Origin of the sequence: Bradyrhizobium manausense, assembly GCF_018130615.1 — a bacterium.
Lineage (GTDB): Bacteria > Pseudomonadota > Alphaproteobacteria > Rhizobiales > Xanthobacteraceae > Bradyrhizobium > Bradyrhizobium manausense_A.
This window is the reverse complement of the sequence record NZ_JAFCKB010000024.1, coordinates 108,006-127,088: the sequence shown is the minus strand read 5'-3', so window position 1 is coordinate 127,088 and position 19,083 is coordinate 108,006. Positions and strand designations below refer to the sequence as shown.

Sequence of the window (19,083 nt, the reverse complement as noted above, 5' to 3'; positions counted from 1 at the left end):
TACGTCGCAAAATCAAGCGCGCGGGGTGGGACAACAGCTTCCTCCTCGCCCTGTTCGGTCATATGCGATAGCCCTGCCCACAGGGGGGGGAGGGAACGCACCTTTGTCGGCGCACTAGTCGAGGCTCATCCCGTCAGGCCTTACTGTCAGGCGTGCTGCGGCGGAGCGAGCGTCTGGGTCTGCGCCGCGTGCGGATCGGCCAGCGGCATCGCGCCATGATCATCGCCTGCGGGAACGAAGCTCGCTGCCATGGCCTGGTTGAGCAGCATGGCAGCCGCCACGGCCGCCCCGCCCTGGATGATGACGTTATTGCCGCTGCCGCCATCGAGGACATCAAGGCCGCCGCCACCGATCAACACGTCATCACCCGCACCGCCCGTCAGCGTATCGTTGCCGGGACTGCCGATCAGGACGTCGTCGCCGTTACCGCCATTGGCGACGAGCTGGATGCCGCCGTGCAGGCCGGAAGCCGTGATGACATCGTCGCCATCGAGGCCGTTGATCACGATCCTGTCGCCCGCGCCCGCATCGGTGATGTTGATGTCCTGGCCGAGGCCGGACACCGTGACGATGCCATCGTGCTCCGTCACAGTGATGACGTCGCTGCCGGCGGTTCCGTTGATGGTCACGGTGTCAGCAGCACCGTCATTGGCGCCGAGGTCGAGATTGACTTGGTTCACGCCGGTACCGGAGAGATCATTGACCGTGATATTGTCGGCACCACCAAGGGCGTTGAAGTCGATATGCTCGACCCCATTCAGGTCCATCGCGATGTTGGCGACGTCGCGGGTGAACAGCACCCGTCCGCCATTGGCCGAGATGCCGATGTTCTCGTTGATGTTGGCGCCGTTGAACGCCAGCATGTCGGTACCCTTGCCGCCCTCGACGGTGTCGCTCCCGTCGCCGGGATTCCAGACGAAGGTGTCGTCACCCGCACCGAGATTGGCGAAATCATTGCCGCGTCCGCCGGCCACGATGTCATTTCCGGCGCTGCCGGTGATGGTATCGGTGCCGTCGCCGCCGTTGATGTTGAGGCTGAACAATTGTCCGGCCTTGATCGCGGAGGCATCGATGACATCGTTGCCGGGCCCGCCGTTGACGGCGAGCACGTCACCGGCGTCAGCATGCGCGATCGTGACCTGCGCGGCAAGGCCGTCGACCACGATCGATCCGCCTGAGGTCACGACCTTGATATTGTCGTCGCCGGCGCTGCCGTTCACCGTCACGCGATCCGCCGCACCGTCTCCGCTCGTGCTGCCGGGGCCGGCACTGAGGTCGATGGCGACGTGCGTGACACCGGTGCCGGTGAGATCGTTGACGGTGATAGTGTCGGCGCCGCCGGCAGCGGCGATCTGCACGTGCTCGACGCCGTTGAGATCCATGGTGATGGCGCCGACGTCGCGGGTGAGAAGCGCGCGGCTTCCATTCGCGGAGATGGCCATGGTCTCGGCCACGTTGGAGCCGTTGAACACCAGCGTATCCGTTCCCGTGCCGCCTTCGACGGTGTCGCTGCCGTCGCCGGGATTCCAGGTGAAGAGATCGTCCCCCGCACCGAGGAGCGCGACGTCATTGCCGCGGCCGCCGGTGACCTTGTCATTGCCGTCACCGCCGATCAGGGTGTCGGCGCCCTGGCTGCCGGTGATGGTGTCGTTTCCCGCGCCGCCGTCGATGGTCAGCCCGATCGCCGCGGCAAGCAGCGATGCGTCGATGACGTCATTGCCGCCGAGCGCCTGGATCACCAGGTGGTCATTGGCAGTCTCTGCATTCGCGATCGTCACGACCTCAGCCAGGCCCGTCACCGTCACGGTGGTGCCGGCGGACGTGACCTGGATGTGCTGATCGCCGTTGGCTCCATTGACGGTCACGGTATCAGCCGCGCCATCGCCTTGCGTCCCGCCGGGCACGGCTCCGAGATCGACGAGGACCTCCTTGACGCCGGTGCCGCTGAGATCGCCGACGGTGATGTTGTCGGCGCCACCGCGCGCATCGAACTCGATCTGCTCAATGCTGTTGAGGTCCATCGTGATGTCAGCGACGTCGCGGGTGAAGCGCACTCTCCCGCCATTGGCCGAGATGTCGATGGTCTCGTTGATGTTGGCACCGTTGAACAGCAGCTTGTCGTTGCCCGATCCGCCTTCGACCGTGTCGCTGCCGTCGCCGGGATTCCAGATGAAGGTGTCATCGCCGCTGCCGAGCCGGGCGACGTCGTTGCCACGTCCACCACTGACGACGTCGTCGCCGGCACCGCCAATCAGAAGATCGTTGCCGTCACCGCCGGTGATCCGGTCATTGCCGGCGCCGCCATCGAGCGTCAGCGAGATCAGGCTGCCGAGTCCGTTTCCGGCCGTAATGACGTCGTCACCACCACCGGCGTGCAGCACGAGGTTCTCCGTCGTACCGATGTCGAGCGAAAATGGTGCCGGACCCGTCTCGTCGAACCGCACGCGCGTGCCGTTCGCGGTGATCGTGAACATCTCCGAGGCGTTGCTGCCGTTGATCTGCGCCGTATCGTTGCCGTCACCGCCCTCGACAACGTTGCTGCCGCCGCCGGGATTCCAGATCATGAGGTCGTTACCGGCCTCGCCAAACAATTGGTTGTTGCCGCTGCCACCGTCCAGGATGTCGTTGCCCGCGCCACCGAACAACAGATCGTTGCCGCCGCCTCCCTTGATCACATCGTCGCCGGCCTGCCCGAGCAGCAGGTCGTTACCCGAGCCGCCCGTGATCCTGTCATTGCCGTCACCACCGAAAATGTGCACCGCGGGCATCGCACCGCGGCATTCATTGACAGTGATCGTGTCGTCGCCGCTTTGACCGAAGATGTCGATCTCGTTGGTGTTGGCGATGGTGGGCGTGCCGCCGGCCGTCTTCACGTGCCCGTTATTGATCAGGATGCGCCCGGACCTGTCGCGTCCGATCACGAGGCCGTTATTGGCACTGTCGCCGAAAATCGTGAGCTGCCCCGTAACCGGGGAAAAAACCGAGGTAATAGACATCCAAACAATCCTTCGATCGATCTAGCCCCTCCTCTCGATGCGTAGCAGCCGCCGGCAAGACATTCTTGAAGCGGAGCTTGAGACGCGCGTGATTTTTCTGGAGATTTCCTCCAGATTTCCTGCGGGCCGGTCTTCCGAGCGCATGAGCTGTCGTTTCGGCGGGATGAACACACTCGGGATGGACGCGCTATGTGGCGCAGCTTGGACGGGTGCAACGATGCCGGAGTTAACATCAACGTTTACGTCGTGCCATTGCTCGCTCGCGTGCATTCCCATCTGCAATTGTTGGGCAATCTGCTCCTCCGCACCGGGCCTCGATCATGCCCCGGTCGGATTGAAAACCGGGCTGGTACGTTGGCGCGGGATGCGCACGCCGCGCCGGGTCAGGTCACGTAACTGCACGAACATCATCGCCGTCATCAATGCGTCGTTGAAGGCATCATGCTGTCCTAGCGGCGGAATGCTGAGATCGTGGAGAATCGCGGCGAATGACAGATCGACCGAGGTATTTGGCGGCGCGTCACCGTATTTGCGGTCGTAGTAAAGCCGCGACACTTCGATGCGTTCGTTGGGCAGCTCAATTCCAACCAGCGGCAGAATGTACTTGTCCAGCATGGCGACATCGAAGTCGACATAGTAGCCGATCAACGGGCGCGGCCCGATGAAGTGCAGAAGGCCCGGCAACACCTTCCAGACGATCGGCGCAGCTTCGACATCGGACCGGCGCAAGTGGTGAACTCTGATCGCCTCCGCCCCGAGCTCTCTGTCAGGATGGACGATGGCTTCGAAACGCGCGCTGGTCAAAATTCGATTGCCGCGGATCTTGATCGCGGCAATCGCGACGACGTCGTCCGTTCGTACGTTGAGACCCGTAGTCTCGCAATCGATGACGACGAACTCGTCGTCAGGCGCGCGGCCGAACATGAAGCGGTAGGATTGGTCACTCAGGGTGGCCTGGTGCAACAGTCGCTTGATCGCGCGAGGCAGCATTCTAGAACATGCCGAGCTTGAAGTGATGACCGACGATCTCGCGAAACTTCTTCACCACCTGGAGTGCGTCACGCAGGAGGTGGCGTTCCATGCTGGACAGGTGCGCCGGTCGCACCAGTGTCCCCGATGCGCCGGCTGAGGCGGCCAGTTGGCCGTCGAGCCGAAGCATCAACAGGAACCGGAAGGCCTGTTTCAGATCGCGTCCAAAGTCTGCTTGCAGCACGCCGAAGTCACAGAGCCGGGAGATGCGCTTGTCGGTGGAGGTCTCGCGCAGCCCCTGTCCGAGCGCCAGGCTGCGAATGCCGTGCACGATCGGAAAGATGCCACCTTTCTTGAGGTCGAGCGCGTCTCCCGTGCCCTCGGACGTGATCAAATTATTGAAGAGGCCGATCGGCGTTTCGAACGCATCGACCGCGCGCGCAAAGTGGGCCATGAACGCCTGCTCACCCCGGGTCATATCGATCAGCGCCGTCTTGGCGTCGTCTAGGAGTTGCTCATCGCCCGCGATCGCCTGCGCATCGTAGATGATGGCCACATTCATGTGCCCGGCCTGGTCGGGAAGCACGATCCAGCGGCGCAGATCTGCGAGATAGTCGGAGAGCGGCCTGGACCAGGCCGGATTGCGCACCATGATGTCGCCAGGACACGGTGGAAAGCCGAAGCTCTGAAGCGAGTCGAAGAAGTCGTGACGGAACGCGTCCAGGATCTCACCCTGCACCGGGCCGGCCAGGATGAGGCCGTTGTCCTGATCGGTCCGTACGGTCTGCTCCCCCCGTCCCTCGCTTCCCATCACGATCAGACAGCTGCCGGTGCGCAGCTTCGCCGGCGCGACCATGTCAAACAACCGCGACAGCAGGCGGCGGTTGAGATCGGAGACGATCTCCGCAATGACCTCCACCTTGACCCCTTGCCGGCGCAGCACGCGCGTTTGCGTCTCGATCTCGCGCGCTGCGGTGGCAAGGTCCTGCCGGCTCGAGGCACGATCGATGCGGCCGGCCGTGACCTGGGCGCTTCCTGCCAGAAATCCCAGCAGGTCGATCTCCTCCAGAATCCCGACGAATTCCTCATCCTCGCGCACGGCAAGCCGCCGCTTGTTGTGCTTGGTCATCAGCAAGAGAGCCGAGGATACGAAATCGTCGCGTCGCAGGGAAACGACGTCGTAATTCGCGAGCGTGCCTACCGCCGTCTGGATGGACTGGCGCCCTAGCACCACCGCCTTGGACAGATTCATGCCGGTGACGATGCCGACCCGCTCGCCGTCCCGCACAAAGAGCGCATTGCTATTGATGTCGCGCATCAAGTGTCCAGCGGTCTCGATCGTGTCGCTGGCCGCCAGAAATACCGGCGGATGCAGGAACAATTCGCCGACCTTGGCGTGCATCAACGAGCCGTAGCGCCGCGCCTCCTCGTCGTTGGCGAGCTCGTCAAGCTTCTGGGAGATCTCGCGGTAGAAGAACGCGGCAAAGCGCGGATTGGCCTTGATCAGATCGAGGGCGACCTTCCTGGGTATGACATAGCAGAGCGTCTCGTCGCGGGCGAAAAACTGGTGGCCGTTATGATCGTGAACGAGCGTGCGACTGTCGAACGTGTCCTTGGGGCCGAGCAATGCGAGCAGGTCGACCTCGCTCCGCTCCTCGACGATGCCCTTGATCACGACATAGAGTGCCTCCGCCGCAGCGTCCCGCCTGATGATCGCTTCTCCCGGGCTGAAGTAGGCGATGTCGAGCGCCGCCCGCAGCGTCTCGGCCTCGTTCGGCGTCAGACGATCGAACGGCGGGTTGCTGATATCGAACGCCTTGGGCATTTCGGCCTTTCGAGGACGCGGACGACCTGAGGACCCGGCGATTGACCATCAAACGGGTCGCACCGGCGAGGCCAACTGACCCGGCCGGTGCCGAAGCGACATCCCCGGCCCCTCGTTCAGTGAGCCGTCGCCGAAGCAGCTCCGATACCAGTTTGGGAGCGGACATATTGCGCATCGAAGCCATCGCGATCGACCGCGGCACGCTTGCTGCGATCCAAGATCGAGACCAGCCAGATCCCCGCAAAGGCAATGGCCATCGAGAACAGCGCCGGATTGTCCAGCTTGATCGGAGCCGAGCCCTTGGCGAAGCCAAGCGTCACCTCCCAGACGGCCGGCGAGAGCACCACACCGACGACCGCGCTGACCAGCCCCAGGAAGCCGCCGACCACTGCTCCCCGCGTCGTCAGGCCCTTCCAGAAGATCGACATCACCAGCACCGGGAAATTGCAGGAGGCCGCAATCGCGAAGGCAAGGCCGACCATGAAGGCGACGTTCTGGTTCTCGAACACGATGCCGAGGAAGATCGCGAGCACGCCGAGCACCAGTGTCGCAATCTTCGACACGCGGATCTCGTCCTGTTCATTGGCGTTCCCGCCCTTGATCACCATGCCATAGAGATCGTGGCTGATGGATGATGCGCCCGCCAGAGCCAGCCCCGAGACGACGGCCAAGATCGTGGCGAAGGCGACAGCCGAAATGAAGCCAAGGAACAGATTGCCGCCCACCGCATTCGCGAGGTGAATCGCCGCCATGTTGGAGCCGCCCTTGATCGCCGCGATTCCGCTCTTGGTCTTCTCGAGGATGCTGCCGTCCAGGAACATCGCGTCGGTCGAGACCAGCGTGATCGCGCCAAAGCCGATGATGAAGGTCAGGATATAGAAGTAGCCGATGAAACCGGTGGCGTAGAACACCGACTTGCGGGCAGCCTGGGCGTCCTTCACGGTGAAGAAGCGCATCAGGATGTGCGGCAGGCCCGCCGTTCCGAACATCAGCGCCAGTCCGAGCGAGATAGCCGAGAGCGGGTTGGAGATCAGAGAGCCGGGCTCCATGATCGCGAGCTTCTTGGGATGCACTTCGGTTGCCTTGGTGAACAGGGCTTCCGGGCTGAACCCGAACTTGTAGAGGACGGCTCCGGCCATGAACGTCGCACCCGCGAGCAACAGCACCGCCTTGATGATCTGCACCCACGTCGTCGCTTTCATTCCACCGAACGTCACGTAGATCATCATCAGGCCGCCGACCAGGACGACTGCGATCCAGTAATCGAGACCGAACAATAGCTGGATCAGCTTGCCGGCCCCGACCATCTGCGCGATCAGGTAGAATGCAACAGTCACCAGCGAGCCGCATGCCGCCAGGATCCGGATCTCGGTCTGCCCGAGCCGAAACGACGTAACGTCGGCAAAGGTGAACTTTCCGAGATTGCGCAACTGCTCGGCGATCAGAAAAGTGACGATCGGCCATCCCACGAGCCAGCCGACCGAGTAGATCAGGCCGTCGTAGCCCGAGGTGTAGACGAGACCCGATATGCCGAGGAACGACGCCGCCGACATGTAGTCGCCCGCGATCGCAAGTCCGTTCTGGAATCCCGTGATGCCGCCGCCGGCCGAGTAAAAATCTGCAGCCGACGCGGTCCGCTTGGCGGCCCAATAGGTGATGGCGAGCGTGAGGCCGACAAACCCGACGAACATGCCGATCGCCGACCAGTTGATCGCCTGCTTCGAGCCGCCCTCGACGGCGCCGGCCGCGAGCGCGATGGTGGGCACGCTTGCGAGCAGAATTACCGATAGCCAGGCGAATCTCTTCACGAGCGGTTCTCCTCGACAATTTTGCGGATGAGTAGGTCGTAGCTGGAATTGGCCTGACGGACGTAGATGCCCGTCAGCACGAAGGCGAGCACGATGACGGACAGTCCGATCGGAATACCGATCGTCGTCACGCCGCCACCCAGCGGTATTCCCAGAAACTTGGGAGCGTAGGCCACCAGCAGGATGAAGCCGAAATAGATGAAAAGCATGATCGCCGACAGCAGCCAGCCCAGCGACGAACGTCGGCGCACCAGTTCCTGGTAATTCGGATCGCGTTCAATCTTTGCGAGGTTGCTCACGTCAATGATCCCCTGGATGATCCTCTGAAATTTCTTGCCATGACGGCAGCCCCTTCTCTCGGGGGAGCCGTCCGACCCTGCACCGGCGGCCGCACGAGCGACATGATCCAGATCAAGCGCGGTCGATCCCGTGCGAATGTGTCTGCAGGCGGCGCGTCAATTGGAAATATCCGCGTCTGTCGACGAAATGGCCCGCGTCGCTTGCGCGCATTTGGGGTCTGGTTGGACGCAATTTGCGTCAGCGCATTGCGGATGATCGGGCGCTACGGTCAAGAACGATCGGCATTTTCAGCCCAAGCGATTTCCAACCCAGGCGATAGGCAAACAAGGGAATGATGAAGGGATAGCCCAAGGCGCTCCGGGCGGATCTCGGTCTGAGCGATGTCGAAACCCGCGAGTTGGTGGTCGAGCGGATATTCGCCGACGTCGACGATTGCTGGCTGTCGATGGCGGTGAGCCCCCCAACCGGTGTGGTCGGAAAGCTGCCGGAAGCGCAGAGCAAGGAGCTCAAACGCCGACTGCAGGCGCCGCGGCCGGCAAGCACCTCTGGAGCGATCACGGTTCACGCCTTGGCCACAGCGATCAAAGGTCGCAAGGCCGCGCCATGATCTAGATGGGCGGACGGCGGCCGACGCGTTACGTCGCCGCCTTCTTCTTCGCCTTCGGCTTCACCGCTCTCGGCGTCGGTTGCGGCTCCGGCGAGCCCTCGATCGCGGACAGGCGTCCGGAGGTGAAGGTGTAGATGCCCGCGCGCGGGCCCGTGGTCCAGGTGACCACCGCGACGCGCCGTCCTGCCGCATCGCTGGAGAGATTGACGTTCGCGGGCGCGCCGATGCCGCGCACCACATCGCATTCGGTGTGGCCAAGCGCGACCGTGCCGCCCATGGGCGCAGGCGCCGTCGTCGAAGCATTGGCGTCGGCAGGTCCAGGCGGCGGCGTCATGCCGGGGCATGCGCCGTCGGCGCTGACGAGATCTTCAGCGCCAACCGGCTTGTCGGGGGTCAGCGGCGGCGACTCGATCGAGATGTTCTTGATGAACAGGCGGCTCGGCTTGTTGAACCATTCGGCGTCCTTGGCGGACGCCAGCAGATCGGTTCCGCCCGCGCAGCCCGCGAGCAGCGGCGCGACAGTGGCCAGCGCAACTATGAGCGACTTTGGAAGCTTTTGATGCCGCACGATGAACTAAATTCCCCGCATGAAGGAGAGGCCCTAAGCGATTGTCCCAACATCACTTTGCGGCACGAAGGTGGCCGAAACCAGTTTGGCCGGGAAAGACCAAATTATCATTAATCGGGAACGGCCGCTAATTCCGCCGCTGCCACCGACCCCGTTCGTCGGCCTGCCAATAAGTGACCTCAAATCCGCGCGTCTTGCAATCCGTCCAGGTGCTGCGGGCAGCAGCAAGCGCATCCGGGTCATCGCCATTGAACAGCAGCACCATCCGCTCATAGCCCTCCGCATCCTGCGGCAAGGCGGCGTTGTCGACAAGGAAACGGACATTGGCGCCGTTCGGATTGTCGGCCTCGATCGCCAGCACGATCGGCTGGTCGGCCACATCGTTCACGCGCCATGTCGCATGCGGCAGGAAGGAATCGTCGCGATAGGTCCATAGGTGCGCATCGAGTGCATCGGCGCGCTCCGGCGAGGTCGACTGCACCACGACGCGCCAGCCGCGCTCGAGCGATTTCTCGAGAAGCGGCGGCAAGACGTTCTCAACCGTCATGTTTTGAAGATGGTAAAACAGCACTTCCGTCATTTGCGCTCGTAATGATCGGCCACCAGACGATCCAGCAGGCGGACGCCGTAGCCCGATCCCCAACTCTGGTTGATGTCGGTCTTGGGAGCGCCCATCGCGGTGCCGGCGATGTCGAGATGCGCCCAGGGGGTGCCGTCGACGAAGCGCTGCAGGAACTGCGCCGCCGTGATCGAGCCGCCGTGACGGCCGCCGGTGTTCTTCATGTCGGCGAACTGGGAATCGATCAGCTTGTCGTATTCGGGGCCGAGCGGCAGGCGCCAGACCTTCTCACCGCTCTCGATTCCGGCCGCGAGCAGGCGCTCGGCGAGCTCGTCATTGTTGGAGAACATGCCGGCATGATCGGTGCCGAGCGCGACCACGATCGCGCCCGTCAGCGTCGCCAGGTCCACCATGAATTTCGGCTTGGTCTTCTTGGCCACGTACCAGAGCACGTCGGCCAGCACGAGGCGGCCTTCCGCGTCGGTGTTGATGATCTCGATGGTCTGTCCCGACATCGAGGTAACGATGTCGCCCGGCCGCTGCGCATTGCCGTCGGGCATGTTCTCGACGAGGCCGATGGCGCCGACCACATTCACCTTGGCCTTGCGCGCTGCGAGCGCGTGCATCAGGCCGACGACACAGGCCGCTCCGCCCATGTCGCCCTTCATGTCCTCCATGCTGCCGGCCGGCTTGATCGAGATGCCGCCGGTGTCGAAGCAGACGCCCTTGCCGACAAAGGCCACCGGCGCCTCGCCCGCCTTGCCGCCGTTCCAGCGCATGATCACGGTGCGGCTCGGCCGCGCCGAGCCCTGGCCGACGCCGAGCAGCGCGCCCATGCCGAGCTTCTGCATCGCCTTGACGTCGAGCACTTCGATCTTGACGCCGAGTTTCCTGAGCTGGCCGGCGCGGCGCGCGAACTCCTCGGGGTACAGCACGTTCGGCGGCTCGTTGACGAGATCGCGCGCGATGATGACGCCGTCGACCACCGCAGCGGCTGCAGCGAAGGCTTTTTTCGCAGCGGCCGCATCGCCGACCGCGAGCGAAACATCAGCGCGCAGGGCGCCCTCCTCGCCATCCTTCTTCTTGGTCTTGTAGCGGTCGAACTTGTAGGCGCGTAAGCGCAGGCCCGAGGCGATCGCAACCGCCTGCTCGCTGGTCATGGCGCCGGTGGCCAGTTCCGCCAGGATGGTCATGGCGGCCGTGCCCGTCTTGAGCTTGCTGGCCGCCAGGCCGCCGAATTTGAGGAAATCGTTGCCCTTCAGGCCGGATGCCTTGCCGGTCCCGATCACGATCAGGCGCTCGGCCTTCAAGCCCTCGGGGGCCAGGATGTCCAGGGCGGCGCCGCTCTTGCCCTTGAATGAGGCGGCGGCCGCCGCCCGCTTCACGATCTCGCCAGCTCCCCCGAGCGCCTTGGCCGTCGCCGGACCGAGCTTCAGAGCGTCGTCACAAAACACGACCAGGATGCCACGGGCGGCACTGGCCAACGGGACGAAGCCGACCTTGATGGCATCGGACATGGGTAACTCCTCGAAAACGTGGGGCTTTTTGCCAAATGGGGGAACCGGCCGAAAGCCGGAGCTGAACGGCGATTCACTCGTCTGCCCCCACTATGGGCCAGAGGCGCGGTCGCTGCCAAGCACCGCCCGTGGCCGACAGGTCACAACCAGGGAAATATTAACCATATATTGAGGGTGCCATGGGTCAGCCATTTTGTTGACGGATCAAAGGGATGGTAGTGAGAAGGTGAGCCTCCGGAAGAGGTGATTGGCCGGCCTTGGGGATCCCCGTCAGGGGATTGGTTGGCCAGAAGAACTTCCGGTGCGCGCGTTGGGGCTTTGGTGGGATTCGTGCGGTAGCGCATGGGGTCGATCGACAGGTATATTTTCCGCACGACGCTGGCGTCGTTTGCGCTCGTCCTGGTCAGCCTCACCGGCGTGATCTGGATTACGCAGGCGTTGCGCGGCATCGACCTGATGACGAGCCAGGGTCAAACCATCATGACCTTCCTCGGCATCACCAGCCTCGTGATCCCGGCGCTGGTGCTGATCATCTCGCCGATCGCGCTGATGATCGCGATCTCGCACACGCTGAACAAGCTCGCGACCGATTCCGAGATCATCGTGATGAATGCCGCCGGCTTCTCGCCGTTCCGGCTGTTCTATCCGTTCTTCTACGCCACCTGCGTGGTGGCGCTGCTGGTCGCCTTCATCGCGGCCTACCTCGCCCCCGACGGCATGCGGCGGATCAAGCAATGGGACGCAGAGATCACCGCCGACGTGCTCACCAACATCCTGCAGCCCGGCCGCTTCGCCCAGCTCGACAAGAACCTCACGATCCGCATTCGCGAGCGCAAGCCCGGCGGCATTCTCGACGGCATCTTCATCGACGACCGTCGCGATCCCAACGAGCGCGTCTCGATCGTCGCCGAGCATGGCGAGGTCGTGAAGAACGAGAACGGCTCGTTCCTGGTGCTCAAGGACGGCAATCTGCAGCGCTTCGAGGCCGGCAAGCGCGATCCTGCGCTGGTGGCGTTCGGCCGCTACGGTTTCGACATGTCGAAGTTCGGCAACCAAGGCCACGACGTCACCCTCGGCATCCGCGAGCGCTATCTGTGGGAGCTGTTCTCGCCGTCCGAGGACGATCCGGTCTACAAGCAGATTCCCGGGCAGTTCCGTTCGGCGCTGCATGACAGCCTGCTGGCGCCGATCTATCCGTTTGCCTTTGCCGTGCTGACCTTCGCCTTCCTCGGCGCGCCGCGCACCACCCGCCAGAGCCGCAATTTCTCGATCGGCTCCTCGATCCTCGCGGTGTTCGGCCTGCGCATGGCGGGCTTTGCCTGCTCGGTGATGGCGGTGAAATCGACCGGCCCGGTGCTGGTGCAATACGCGATGGTTCTCGGGGCCATCGGCGCCGGGCTGTGGATGATCATCGGCGGCATCGTGGTCGAGCCGCCGCCCGGCCTGATGGAAGCCATCAACAGGTCGAACGCGCGCATCGCGCGGCTGTTCGGACGGCCGGCCACCGCATGAGCATGCTGACCAACACGCTCGGGCGCTATTTCGCCGGCCGCTTCGTGGTCGCCGCACTCGGCGTGTTCGCGAGCATTTTCCTGCTGCTGGTGCTGGTCGACTACATCGAGATGGTGCGCAAGACTTCAGGGCTTGCGTCCGCCTCCGCGATCATGGTGGCCGAGACCTCACTGTTCCGGGTACCGCAATTGCTGGAGAAGCTGACGCCGTTCTGCATGCTGATCGGCGCCATGGTCTGCTATCTCGACCTTTCCCGCCGGCTCGAGCTCGTGGTCGCGCGCGCCGCCGGCATCTCGGCCTGGCAGATCGTCGCGCCGGCGCTCGGCAGCGCGCTGCTGATCGGGGTGATCGCCACCGTCGCCTACAATCCGACGTCGGCGAACTTGCGCGAGCTCTCCAAGCGCATGGAAGCCGAGCTGTTCGGCTCGGCGCCCGGCGGCGGCATTCAGGACGCTTCGGGCTTCTGGCTCAACCAGGTCACCAGCGACGGCCAGACCATCATCAACGCGGCGCGCAGCGAGCAGCAGGGCGTCCGGCTGACGGGGCTCACCCTGTTCCGGTTTGACACAGAGCAGCACTTCAAGGAGCGGATCGAGGCGCGCGAGGCGACGCTCGAGGCCGGCCATTGGCTGTTCAAGGGCGTGCGCCGCTTCTCGCTCGATTCCCCGCCGGTCGACCAGGCCAGCCTGGAGATTCCGACGACGCTGACCGAAGCGCAGGTTCGCAACAGCTTTTCCACACCCGAGACTGTGTCCTTTTGGCAACTGCCGAGCTACATCCGCTCGTCAGAGAGCTCGGGGTTCGCGACAGCGGGTTATCGACTCCAGTATTACAAGCTGCTGGCACAGCCGTTTTTGCTCGCCGCCATGGTGATGCTCGCGGCTTCCGTGTCGCTGCGCTTCTTCCGGATGGGCGGCGTACAGAAGATGGTTTTGAGTGGCGTGGGCGCAGGCTTTCTGCTCTACGTTCTGTCGAAAGTGACTGAAGACTTGAGCAAGGCTGAGTTGATGCATCCGATCGCTGCGGCGTGGTTGCCCGTAGTGGTGGGCGGCCTCACCGGCTTTTTGGCCTTGCTGTATCTGGAGGACGGATAGTGACGGCCGTCCGCCGAGGACAGATGCCTGGCTGGGCGCCGCGCACCCTGGTGCGCGCGAACGGGGGCGGCTTGTCCATCCGCAAGCTCCTGCTGGCCGTCGTCGCCGTCACCTCGCTCGCCGGCATGATGGATCTTGCCGCGGTGGCGCCGGCCGCCGCCCAGAGCTTCACCTACAATCCGCGGCCGCCCCGTCCGACGCCGCCCAAGGCCGCCAATGACGGGCAGATGCTCGTGCAGGCGACCGAGGTCGATTACGACTACAACAATTCGCGCGTCTCGGCCGTCGGCAACGTCCAGCTGTTCTACAACGGCACCAGCGTCGAGGCCGACCGGGTCATCTACGATCAGAAGACCAAGCGGCTGCATGCCGAAGGCAACATCCGCATGACGGATGCCGACGGCAAGATCACCTATGCCGAGATCCTGGATCTCTCCGACGACTACCGCGACGGTTTCGTCGATTCGCTGCGCGTGGACACCGCCGACCAGACCCGCATGGCCGCGACCCGCGCCGACCGCTCAAGCGGCAACTACACGGTGTTCGAGAACGGCGTCTACACGGCCTGCGCGCCGTGTAAGGACGACCCGAAGAAGCCCCCGCTCTGGCAGGTCAAGGGTGCCCGCATCATCCACGACCAGCAGGAGAAGATGCTGTATTTCGAGACGGCACAGCTCGAGTTCTTCGGTGTGCCGATCGCCTACATGCCCTACTTCTCGACGCCCGACCCGACCGTGAAGCGCAAGACCGGCTTCCTGATGCCGGGCTTCACTTCCTACACGGCGTTCGGCTACGGCGTCGAAGTCCCGTTTTACTGGGCGATCGCGCCCGACATGGACGCGACCTTCAGCCCGCGCATCACCTCCAAGCAGGGCGTGCTGTTCCAGGCCGAATTCCGCCAGCGCCTGATGGACGGCGCCTACCAGGTTCGCGTCTACGGCATCGACCAGCTCAACCCCGGCAATTTCGCCGGCCAGCCGGGCGACCGCCAGTTCCGCGGCGGCGTCGAGACCAAGGGCCAGTTCGCGCTGAATGACAAATGGGTCTGGGGCTGGGACGGCGTTCTACTCTCCGACTACTATTTCATGTCGGACTACCGGCTGTCGGCCTATCGTGATCCGCTCGGCTCGTTCCTGAACCTGCCGACGGATGCGCTGTCGCAGCTCTATCTGACCGGCGTCGGCAATCGCAGCTTCTTCGACGCGCGCACGATGTACTGGACGAGCTTCTCGGGCAACCAGCAGCAGGTTCCGGTCGTCTATCCCGTGATCGACTACTCGAACGTGCTCAACTATCCGGTCTTCGGCGGCGAGGTCTCCTACAAGACCAACTTCGTCAATTTGACGCGTAACGATGCGGCATTCGATCCGATCACGACGACGGCCAACACCAGCGGCCTGTGCACGACGACCTCGGCCGATCCGCTCGCGCGCACGCCGTCGCAGTGCCTGCTGCGCGGCTTCCCCGGCACCTACACCCGCCTGACGGCGGAGGCGCAGTGGCGCAAGTCCTTCACCGATCCGTTCGGCGAGATCTGGACGCCGTTCGCGATCCTGCGCGCCGACGCGATCAACGCCGACGTCTCCAACCAGCCGGGCGTGTCGAACTACTTGCCCGTCGGCGACACTCAGGCGTTCCGCCTGATGCCGACCGTGGGCCTCGAATACCGCTATCCCTTCATCAACGTTCAGCCCTGGGGCTCGACGACCATCGAGCCGATCGCGCAGATCATCATCCGCCCGAACGAAACCTATGCCGGCAAGCTTCCGAATGAGGATGCGCAGAGCATGGTGTTCGACGCCTCGAACCTGTTCAGCGTCGACAAGTTCTCCGGCTACGATCGCGTCGAGGGCGGCGGCCGCGCCAATGTCGGCGTGCAGGCGACCACGCAGTTCGACAGGGGCGGCGCCGTCAAGGTGCTGTTCGGCCAGTCCTACCAGCTGTTCGGCATGAACTCCTACGCGGTGCAGGACTCCATCAATACCGGCATCAATTCCGGCCTCGACAAGCCGCGCTCGGATTACGTGGCGAGCGCCGCCTACTCGCCGAACAGCACCTATACGTTCAGCGTCCGCTCCCGCATGGATGAGCAGACCTGGAACGTCCAGCGCTTCGAAGCCGAAGGCCGCGCCAACTTCAATCGCTGGTCGGTCGCCGTGATGTACGGCAATTACGCGCCGCAGCCGGAACTCGGCTACCTGACCCGCCGCGAGGGCATCCTGACGTCGGGCTCGATCAAGGTTGCGACCAATTGGGTGGTGACGGGCTCGGCCCGTTGGGACCTCGAGGCCAACAAGATCAATCAGTATGTGCTCGGCGCCGGCTATGTCGACGATTGCTTCGTGCTGGCGGCGAACTATGTAACTTCGTATAGCTATTCCGCGGGCACCACGCCGCCCGTGCTGAGCCACGCGTTCATGTTCCAGATCGGCCTGCGAACGCTGGCAAACTCCTCGGGGACAAGCGGTTCGAGCTACACGCCGTGACCCGATCGCGTGCCCTGCTCGGCTGACATGCGAGCGACAACCATGACGACCCCATTGCCTGTTTTCCGTCTCCTCCTTCTCGTTCTCGGTACCGTCCTGGCTCTCGCCGGCGCGCCAGCGCGAGCGCAGAACATCGTCGTCATGGTCAACGGCGATCCCATCACCGATTTCGACGTCGAGCAGCGCTCCAAGCTCGAACAGTTGACGACGCAGAAGACCCCGAGCCGGCAGGACGTCATCAACATGCTGATCGACGACAAGATCAAGTTGAAGGAAGGCAAGAAATACGGCGTCGACCCCACTGCTTCCGATGTCAACCAGTCCTACGAAGGCATGGCGCAGCGCATGCGCATCTCGCCCGATCAGCTCACCAAGTCGCTCGAGAGCAAAGGCGTGCGCCCCGACACCATCAAGAGCCGCATGAAGTCCGAAATGGTCTGGACCAGCCTCGTGCGCGGCCGCTTCAAGGAGAAGCTGTTGATCGGCGAGAAGGACGTCGCCGACAAGGTGCGGGAAAGCGGGGACGAGAAGCTCCAGATCGAGGGCACCGAATACAAGATGCAGCCGATCGTGCTGATCGTGCCGCGTGGCTCGTCCTCCGCCTTCCAGGAGACGCGGATGAAGGAAGCCGAGCAATATCGCGCGCGTATCGGAAGCTGCGAGGAAGCCAATTCGCTGTTCCGCTCGACGCCGAACGCCACCATTCGCGAGAGCGTCACCAAGACCACCGCCGACCTGCCCGAGCCGCTCCGCAAGGTGCTCGACGACACGCCGATCGGCCACCTCACCGCCCCCGAGGTGACCAAGGCGGGCATCGAGATGGTCGTGCTGTGCTCGCGCAAGCCGACCACGATCGATACGCCGAAGAAGCGCGAGATCCGCGAGAAGATGTATACGGAGAAGTACGAGAAGACCCAGAGGGCCTATCTCGACGAGCTCCGCAAGGCGGCGATGATCGAATATCGCAACCGCTGATGGCCGCTCCCGCAAAGCCCCTCGCACTGACGCTCGGAGAGCCGGCCGGCATCGGCCCCGACATCACCATCGCGGCGTGGCTCAGGCGCCGCGAGCTCGGGTTGCCCGCATTCTACCTGCTCGGCGACGACGCATTGATCGCGCAGCGCGCCAGCGCCCTCGGTGTTGATATCCGCATCGCGGCCGTGAGCCCGGCCGAAGCCGCAGCCGCCTTCACTGACGCCCTGCCCGTGGTTGCGACCGGCGAGCATGCGACCGCCGCCCCGGGCAAGCCCGATGCTTCGAGCGCGCCGGCTGCACTCGCCTCGATCCGTCAGGCTGTCAGCGACGTGCGCGCCGGCCGTGCCAGCGCCGTCGTCACCAACCCGATCGCCAAGAGCGTGCTCTATCGCGCCGGCTTCCGCCATCCCGGTCACACCGAATTCCTGGCCGAGCTCGCAAGCACGGACGGCCACGTACCGCAGCCTGTGATGATGCTGTGGTCGCCACGGCTCGCGGTCGTGCCGGTGACGATCCACGTATCCTTGCGGGATGCTCTCGCCCAGCTCACCAGCGATCTCATCGTCTCAACCGTGCGCATCGTCGCGACCGAGCTCAGATCTCACTTCGGCATTGCCCGTCCCCGCATTGCGATCTCCGGGCTCAATCCCCATGCCGGCGAGGACGGCTCGCTCGGCCATGAGGAGCAAACCGTGATCGCACCGGCGCTCAAGGCGTTGCGCAACGACGGCATCGACGCCAGGGGCCCGCTGCCCGCCGACACCATGTTCCACGAGGCCGCACGCGACACCTATGATTGCGCGGTCTGCATGTATCACGATCAGGCGCTGATCCCGATCAAGACCGTGGCGTTCGACGATGCCGTCAACGTCACGCTCGGCCTGCCCTTCATCCGCACCTCGCCCGATCACGGCACCGCCTTCGACATTGCCGGCACCGGCAAAGCGAACCCCGCGAGCCTGATTGCCGCGCTGAAGCTGGCGAGCCGCATGGCGGCTGCGACGCCCTGATGAGCGCGATCGACGACCTCCCGCCGCTTCGCGAGGTCATTCGCCAGCACGCGCTGTCGGCGCGCAAATCGCTGGGCCAGAACTTTCTGCTCGATCTCAATCTCACGGCACGCATCGCGCGCGCGGCGGCGCCGCTCGAAGAGAGCACCATCGTCGAGATCGGTCCGGGCCCGGGCGGGTTGACACGCGCGCTGCTCGCGCTCGGCGCCAGACGCGTCATCGCGATCGAGCATGACGAGCGCGCGATTCCCGCCCTGCAGGATATTTCCGCGCGCTATCCCGGCCGGCTCGAGATCGTGCATGGCGATGCCATGAGCTTCGATCCGCGCCCGCTGCTCGCGGGCGAGCGTGCCAAGATTGTCGCGAACCTGCCCTACAACATCGCGACCCAGCTTCTGATCAACTGGCTCACCACCGAGCCTTGGCCGCCCTGGTACGACATGATGGTGCTGATGTTTCAGCGCGAGGTCGGCGAGCGCATCGTCGCGCGCGAGGACGAGGAGGCTTATGGCCGGCTCGGTGTGCTCGCCAACTGGCGCTGCGAGACAAAGATCCTGTTCGACATTTCTCCATCCGCCTTCGTGCCACCGCCGAAAGTCACCTCCTCCGTCGTGCGCCTCAAGCCGCGCGCGGAGCCTCTGCCCTGCGATCGCAAGATGCTCGAACAGGTCGCAGCCGCCGCGTTCGGCCAGCGCCGGAAAATGCTGCGGCAGAGCCTGAAATCGCTCGGTGTCGATCCCACACGGCTTGCGCAAGCGGCCGGCGTCGATGCGACGCGGCGCGCCGAGACCATTCCGATCTCCGGCTTTGTTGCCATGGCGCGTGAATTGGCGGATATACGCAGCGAAACCTGACAA

At 64.0% G+C, this 19,083-nt stretch carries 15 protein-coding genes; 7 read left to right on the top strand and 8 right to left on the bottom strand.

Annotated elements, in window-relative coordinates; genetic code table 11:
• Positions 1-146: 146 nt before the first annotated feature.
• From JQ587_RS32185 to JQ587_RS32165, 5 genes are all read right to left on the bottom strand, one after another.
• Entirely contained in the window at positions 147-2,996 is a 2,850-nt protein-coding gene (locus JQ587_RS32185; RefSeq protein WP_212428015.1) for a beta strand repeat-containing protein, read from the bottom strand.
• A gap of 318 nt (positions 2,997-3,314) precedes the next feature.
• Entirely contained in the window at positions 3,315-3,986 is a 672-nt protein-coding gene (locus JQ587_RS32180; RefSeq protein WP_212428014.1) for a 3'-5' exonuclease, read from the bottom strand.
• 1 nt (position 3,987) lies between these two features.
• On the bottom strand, positions 3,988-5,790 hold the full coding sequence (locus JQ587_RS32175; RefSeq protein WP_212428013.1) for a putative nucleotidyltransferase substrate binding domain-containing protein: 1,803 nt from the start codon (positions 5,788-5,790) through the stop codon (positions 3,988-3,990).
• A gap of 116 nt (positions 5,791-5,906) precedes the next feature.
• Positions 5,907-7,598: a cation acetate symporter gene (locus tag JQ587_RS32170; protein WP_212428012.1), complete on the bottom strand. Its 1,692-nt coding sequence runs from the start codon at positions 7,596-7,598 to the stop codon at positions 5,907-5,909.
• The gene (locus tag JQ587_RS32165; RefSeq protein ID WP_212299412.1) at positions 7,595-7,897 is read right to left on the bottom strand and encodes a DUF485 domain-containing protein; all 303 of its coding nucleotides are present in this window, start codon (positions 7,895-7,897) and stop codon (positions 7,595-7,597) included. Before JQ587_RS32165 ends, JQ587_RS32170 begins: the two co-directional genes overlap by 4 nt.
• Positions 7,898-8,295: 398 nt before the next feature.
• On the opposite strand from JQ587_RS32165, the gene JQ587_RS32160 reads away from it, so the two are divergent.
• Positions 8,296-8,505, top strand: a complete 210-nt coding sequence (locus JQ587_RS32160; RefSeq protein ID WP_212428011.1) for a hypothetical protein — start codon at positions 8,296-8,298, stop codon at positions 8,503-8,505.
• A gap of 28 nt (positions 8,506-8,533) precedes the next feature.
• On the opposite strand, the gene JQ587_RS32155 is transcribed toward JQ587_RS32160, so the two are convergent.
• The 3 genes from JQ587_RS32155 to JQ587_RS32145 form a co-directional block, all read right to left on the bottom strand.
• Positions 8,534-9,034: a hypothetical protein gene (locus JQ587_RS32155; RefSeq protein WP_212299819.1), complete on the bottom strand. Its 501-nt coding sequence runs from the start codon at positions 9,032-9,034 to the stop codon at positions 8,534-8,536.
• 166 nt (positions 9,035-9,200) lie between these two features.
• Positions 9,201-9,653 (bottom strand): DNA polymerase III subunit chi, encoded by a 453-nt coding sequence (locus JQ587_RS32150; protein ID WP_212428010.1) that lies wholly within the window; start codon positions 9,651-9,653, stop codon positions 9,201-9,203.
• Entirely contained in the window at positions 9,650-11,149 is a 1,500-nt protein-coding gene (locus JQ587_RS32145) for a leucyl aminopeptidase (protein ID WP_212299407.1), read from the bottom strand. Before JQ587_RS32145 ends, JQ587_RS32150 begins: the two co-directional genes overlap by 4 nt.
• A gap of 342 nt (positions 11,150-11,491) precedes the next feature.
• On the opposite strand from JQ587_RS32145, the gene lptF reads away from it, so the two are divergent.
• Genes lptF through rsmA form a run of 6 tightly spaced genes read left to right on the top strand, consistent with a single transcriptional unit; the run spans position 11,492 to position 19,080 of the window.
• A complete protein-coding gene (gene lptF / locus JQ587_RS32140; RefSeq protein WP_212428009.1) occupies positions 11,492-12,661 on the top strand; it encodes an LPS export ABC transporter permease LptF in 1,170 nt (389 codons plus the stop codon).
• Positions 12,658-13,755 (top strand): LPS export ABC transporter permease LptG, encoded by a 1,098-nt coding sequence (gene lptG, locus JQ587_RS32135; protein ID WP_212299404.1) that lies wholly within the window; start codon positions 12,658-12,660, stop codon positions 13,753-13,755. Before lptF ends, lptG begins: the two co-directional genes overlap by 4 nt.
• Entirely contained in the window at positions 13,755-16,241 is a 2,487-nt protein-coding gene (locus JQ587_RS32130; RefSeq protein ID WP_212428008.1) for an LPS-assembly protein LptD, read from the top strand. The genes lptG and JQ587_RS32130 overlap by 1 nt, the downstream gene beginning before the upstream one ends.
• Before the next feature lie 42 nt (positions 16,242-16,283).
• Complete coding sequence (locus JQ587_RS32125) at positions 16,284-17,216, top strand: peptidylprolyl isomerase family protein (protein ID WP_212428007.1); 933 nt, start codon at positions 16,284-16,286, stop codon at positions 17,214-17,216.
• Positions 17,216-18,226, top strand: a complete 1,011-nt coding sequence (pdxA, locus tag JQ587_RS32120; protein WP_212428006.1) for a 4-hydroxythreonine-4-phosphate dehydrogenase PdxA — start codon at positions 17,216-17,218, stop codon at positions 18,224-18,226. The genes JQ587_RS32125 and pdxA overlap by 1 nt, the downstream gene beginning before the upstream one ends.
• Positions 18,226-19,080 carry a 16S rRNA (adenine(1518)-N(6)/adenine(1519)-N(6))-dimethyltransferase RsmA gene (rsmA, locus tag JQ587_RS32115; protein WP_212428005.1) on the top strand — a complete coding sequence of 285 codons (855 nt, stop codon included), beginning with the start codon at positions 18,226-18,228 and terminating at the stop codon, positions 19,078-19,080. Before pdxA ends, rsmA begins: the two co-directional genes overlap by 1 nt.
• The last annotated feature ends 3 nt before the right edge of the window (positions 19,081-19,083 follow it).

Coding starts and splice junctions, on each gene's coding strand:
- rsmA (WP_212428005.1), top strand. CDS start 18,226: ATGAGCGCGATCGACGACCTCCCGCCGCTTCGCGAGGTCATTCGCCAG.
- lptG (WP_212299404.1), top strand. CDS start 12,658: ATGAGCATGCTGACCAACACGCTCGGGCGCTATTTCGCCGGCCGCTTC.
- JQ587_RS32150 (WP_212428010.1), bottom strand. CDS start 9,653: ATGACGGAAGTGCTGTTTTACCATCTTCAAAACATGACGGTTGAGAAC.
- pdxA (WP_212428006.1), top strand. CDS start 17,216: ATGGCCGCTCCCGCAAAGCCCCTCGCACTGACGCTCGGAGAGCCGGCC.
- JQ587_RS32125 (WP_212428007.1), top strand. CDS start 16,284: ATGACGACCCCATTGCCTGTTTTCCGTCTCCTCCTTCTCGTTCTCGGT.
- JQ587_RS32185 (WP_212428015.1), bottom strand. CDS start 2,996: ATGTCTATTACCTCGGTTTTTTCCCCGGTTACGGGGCAGCTCACGATT.
- JQ587_RS32175 (WP_212428013.1), bottom strand. CDS start 5,790: ATGCCCAAGGCGTTCGATATCAGCAACCCGCCGTTCGATCGTCTGACG.
- JQ587_RS32180 (WP_212428014.1), bottom strand. CDS start 3,986: ATGCTGCCTCGCGCGATCAAGCGACTGTTGCACCAGGCCACCCTGAGT.
- JQ587_RS32145 (WP_212299407.1), bottom strand. CDS start 11,149: ATGTCCGATGCCATCAAGGTCGGCTTCGTCCCGTTGGCCAGTGCCGCC.
- lptF (WP_212428009.1), top strand. CDS start 11,492: ATGGGGTCGATCGACAGGTATATTTTCCGCACGACGCTGGCGTCGTTT.